The organism is Leptospira ognonensis, assembly GCF_004770745.1.
Lineage (GTDB): Bacteria > Spirochaetota > Leptospiria > Leptospirales > Leptospiraceae > Leptospira_A > Leptospira_A ognonensis.
Map to the genome: position 1 here is coordinate 1 of NZ_RQGD01000015.1, position 3,553 is coordinate 3,553.

Here is a 3,553-nt window from a genome sequence, read left to right on the forward strand (position 1 = left end):
ATTTATTATTGATGATAATTCTCCGTTTCGGAATAAACTTAATGATATTAAATTAGAATCTAAAGAATCTACATTTAGTTTGAAAACAAATTCTTGCATAAAAGAATTGTTTGATAATCAAAAAAAAGAATAATTCACAACTTTATCTATCTCTATTAAAATAATTTCTAAAAACTGATTTATTTATTCCAAACTTAAACAAAAATAAGACTATCCATTTCCTACGGCGTATAACTTCGGCTGACACGCTCCGCTCGGGACTTTCGCCCTCGCTCGGCCTAAAGGCACATTGTCCTCCGCGTCGCTCTCCCGCGACGTCGAATCAACGTCGTGTAGCCTAGTTCGTTATACGCAATTCGTAGGAAACTAAAATGAATAAAATAAAAATTCTATCTCTAATACTTATTTTACTTCTGATTTACTGTAAAAATAAAACAGATGATTCAGATACTGAAAGCTTTGCCTTCATAAGGGGAAAAAATATTCATCTTAGAGAATCACCAGATCAGAAATCTAAATCATTTGGTTTTTTACAAGGTGGAAACAAAGTCGAAATAATTTCGGTGCCTGATACAAATACAAAAGTAGGAAATTTAGAAGGTAAATGGATTAAAGTCACTGTTTTGAGTGGAAAATTGGAAAAAATTACAGGGTATGTTTTAAGTACTTTTATCTTAGACATGGGCACTGATCCTATGAGCCTTATAAATAAAGATATAGAGATTTCAAAGAGGAAGGATTATCTTTTAAAATTAAAATCAGAATTCAAAGAATATGAGGAAGGAGGATTATATACTTTCAATGAATTAATAGATTTTGAAATTTTAATAACTGAATGCAAAATCAACAGAATTGCCAATTCTACTATCTTTAAAGAAAGGGAAACCTTAATAAGAGATTTTCGAACTTTACAAGAGAATTTCAATCATTCGGAATTTGAAAAAATGACTAGTTGTGAATTTCTATGGGCAGATGGTTGTGGAGGAAACGATTTTCTACCTTACCCCTATTTTTCATATTCAGGAAAAGACGAGATGAAACTAATTATTGAAAGTCTAATCGTTGATTCCGGTGATAAGGACAACTGTTATAGAACGTCCGACAATAAGCGATATTGTTTTGAAATTTACAAAGATGATGAAAAATATCAAATAAGCGGAATATGCCAGATGCAGACGAATCAGAAATGAATTTGAATCACCTACGAACTGCGTATAACTGCGGCTGACACGCTGCGCTCGGGACTTGCGCCCTCGCTCGGCCTAAAGGCACATTGTCCTCCGTCACGCTTCTTGCCCTGCAAAAAGACGCGCCGACGCTAACGCCTCTGCGAGGCTCAGCTACGGACAACGTCGTGTAGCCTAGTTCGTTATACGCCATGCGGTAGATGTTTACCTCAAGACATGGGTAACAATAATCAAAAAAAAATGGGTCATCGTAAATTTCGTTTAGATTTAAATTTCTTCTTCCAATTTTTAAACTCAAATAAGCATTGACAGATTATGACTATTGTGACTACAATTAAACTATGATATCAGTAGGAATAAGGGAATTAAAAACGCATCTAAGTCAATACATTGATCTTGTAAAACAAGGTGAAAATGTTCTTATTACCGAGCATAATAAAGTTGTAGCAGAGTTGAAATTTCCTGAACCGGAAAGTAGTATAATTAGCGAAAATCATAAAATTTTAAAGAAATTGGTCGATGAAGGTAAAATTATTCCGCCTAAACGGAAAAGGGAAATCATTCGTCCAAAAGAGAAAATAACAATTAAACAGAAAGATTGGTGGCATTTATATCAAGAATCTAAAGAGAATTAAATGATACAATACTTCGAAACAAGTATAATATTATCGTTGATTTTAGAAGATGATTTTCATGAGAAAGCCTCTAAAATTTGGAATCAAAAAAATGATGTTGTTTGTTCTATCCTTACTGCTATTGAAGCAACAATTGTTTTAAGACGATTCTATAAATCTAACAAAAGTAAATTAACTTCAAACTGGCTTTCGAAGAATGAAAAAAGATTAAATGAAATCCTTTCTGAATGTTCGTTAGTTAAGATAGATGATAGTATTTTATCAATAGTTGAATTAAAAAAAGAAATTTCAGATTGCAGATCTTTAGATGCTATTCATATTGCCACCGCAATTTTTCTGAAAGATAAATTTAATGATTCGAAACTTCAATTTTATAGCTTTGACAATAGAGTAAATGAAGTTGCAAAGAAATTAGGTTTAAAACCGCACGGCGTATAACTGCGGCTGACACGCTCCGCTCGGGACTTTCGCCCTCGCTCGGCCTAAAGGCACATTGTCCTCCGTCACGCTTCTTGCGCTGCAAGAAGGCGCGCCGACGCTAACGCCTCTGCGAGGCTCAGCTACGGACAACGTCGTGTAGCCTAGTTCGTTATGCGAAACTGAATAATTGGTTACAAATGAAAAACATCACCAAATGGCAACATATAGTTCCCCGGTTCTATTTAAAGGAATTTAAGAATGAAAAAAACCTAATTGAAATTTATGATATTATAAAAAAGAAATTTAATCCTCCAAAAGGTACTAAACCTCTCTGCGCAGAATACTTTTATTATGCAGCTGAAACTGGAATTCAAGATACAATTAGTCAAGAAGTAGAAGCATTCTTTCAAAATTATGAGACACCAATATCAAATTTCATTCCTTTTATAAAAGAAATAGTATTAGGAAATTCCGAAATAACATTCGATGAAAAATATATTCTTTCTTTACTTATGAGTATGCTTTATCTAAGAAATAATAAAACAAGGAGTCATATTAAACATCTTACGTCAGACATAAGCTCAAAAACATTAAAAGGAATACTTAATGTAAAAGGAAAAGATAGATTTTTTAGCGATTATGAACGAGATACCGGTATAATTATAGATCAGAAGGAAAGGGATGAATTTTTACTTAATCTAGAAAAAGATTTTTTCAAAATTGAAGTTGATAATATTCCGCATATTGAGTTTTTATCAAAAATTCCAAATTTTGCTAACTTACTATGCTCTCAAAATTGGATAATCTATATTTCAAGAATAGATGAAAATTTTATTACCTCAGATACGCCAATTATCTCAAAAAATCTAGAAAATTGGGACACTCAATTTGGAGTGCCCGCTTTAGCTAAGTCATATTTCTTTTCATTAACACCAAAAATTTTCATACGAACATACTACGACACGCAAAATACAAAAAAAGCTACAAAGAGAAAGAATTTATATAATCTTAGCGATGCCAAAATAGTAAAAGAATTGAACACAATTATTGCAATTAATTCAGAAAAACTGCTCTTTGGCAGAAAACAATTGGATCTTAAAAAAGTCTTAACTTAAAAACGGAAATTCTAAACTGATAAAATTCAGCTTCGCATAACTGCGGCTGACACGCTCCGCTCGGGACTTACGCCCTCGCTCGGCCTAAAGGCACATTGTCCTCCGTCACGCTTCTTGCGCGGCAAGAAGGCGCGCCGACGCTAACGCCTACTCCGTAGGCTCAGCTACGGACAACGTCGTGTAGCCTAGTTCGTTA

4 protein-coding genes are annotated in these 3,553 nt (G+C 33.8%); all 4 read left to right on the forward strand.

Features of this window, described 5'->3' with window-relative positions:
- Window positions 1-371: 371 nt before the first annotated feature.
- The 4 genes from EHQ58_RS05150 (at window position 372) to EHQ58_RS05165 (ending at window position 3,357) form a co-directional block, all read left to right on the forward strand.
- On the forward strand, window positions 372-1,190 hold the full coding sequence (locus tag EHQ58_RS05150; protein ID WP_135622813.1) for an SH3 domain-containing protein: 819 nt from the start codon (window positions 372-374) through the stop codon (window positions 1,188-1,190).
- 338 nt (window positions 1,191-1,528) lie between these two features.
- Window positions 1,529-1,822, forward strand: a complete 294-nt coding sequence (locus EHQ58_RS05155) for a type II toxin-antitoxin system Phd/YefM family antitoxin (RefSeq protein WP_135622814.1) — start codon at window positions 1,529-1,531, stop codon at window positions 1,820-1,822.
- A complete protein-coding gene (locus EHQ58_RS05160; RefSeq protein ID WP_135622815.1) occupies window positions 1,823-2,260 on the forward strand; it encodes a type II toxin-antitoxin system VapC family toxin in 438 nt (145 codons plus the stop codon).
- A gap of 179 nt (window positions 2,261-2,439) precedes the next feature.
- A complete protein-coding gene (locus EHQ58_RS05165) occupies window positions 2,440-3,357 on the forward strand; it encodes a DUF4238 domain-containing protein (RefSeq protein WP_135622816.1) in 918 nt (305 codons plus the stop codon).
- The last annotated feature ends 196 nt before the right edge of the window (window positions 3,358-3,553 follow it).

What these genes read in the sequence shown, in the direction of transcription:
- EHQ58_RS05165 (WP_135622816.1), top strand. Translation starts at nt 2,440, where the DNA reads ATGAAAAACATCACCAAATGGCAACATATAGTTCCCCGGTTCTATTTA.
- EHQ58_RS05150 (WP_135622813.1), top strand. Translation starts at nt 372, where the DNA reads ATGAATAAAATAAAAATTCTATCTCTAATACTTATTTTACTTCTGATT.
- EHQ58_RS05160 (WP_135622815.1), top strand. Translation starts at nt 1,823, where the DNA reads ATGATACAATACTTCGAAACAAGTATAATATTATCGTTGATTTTAGAA.
- EHQ58_RS05155 (WP_135622814.1), top strand. Translation starts at nt 1,529, where the DNA reads ATGATATCAGTAGGAATAAGGGAATTAAAAACGCATCTAAGTCAATAC.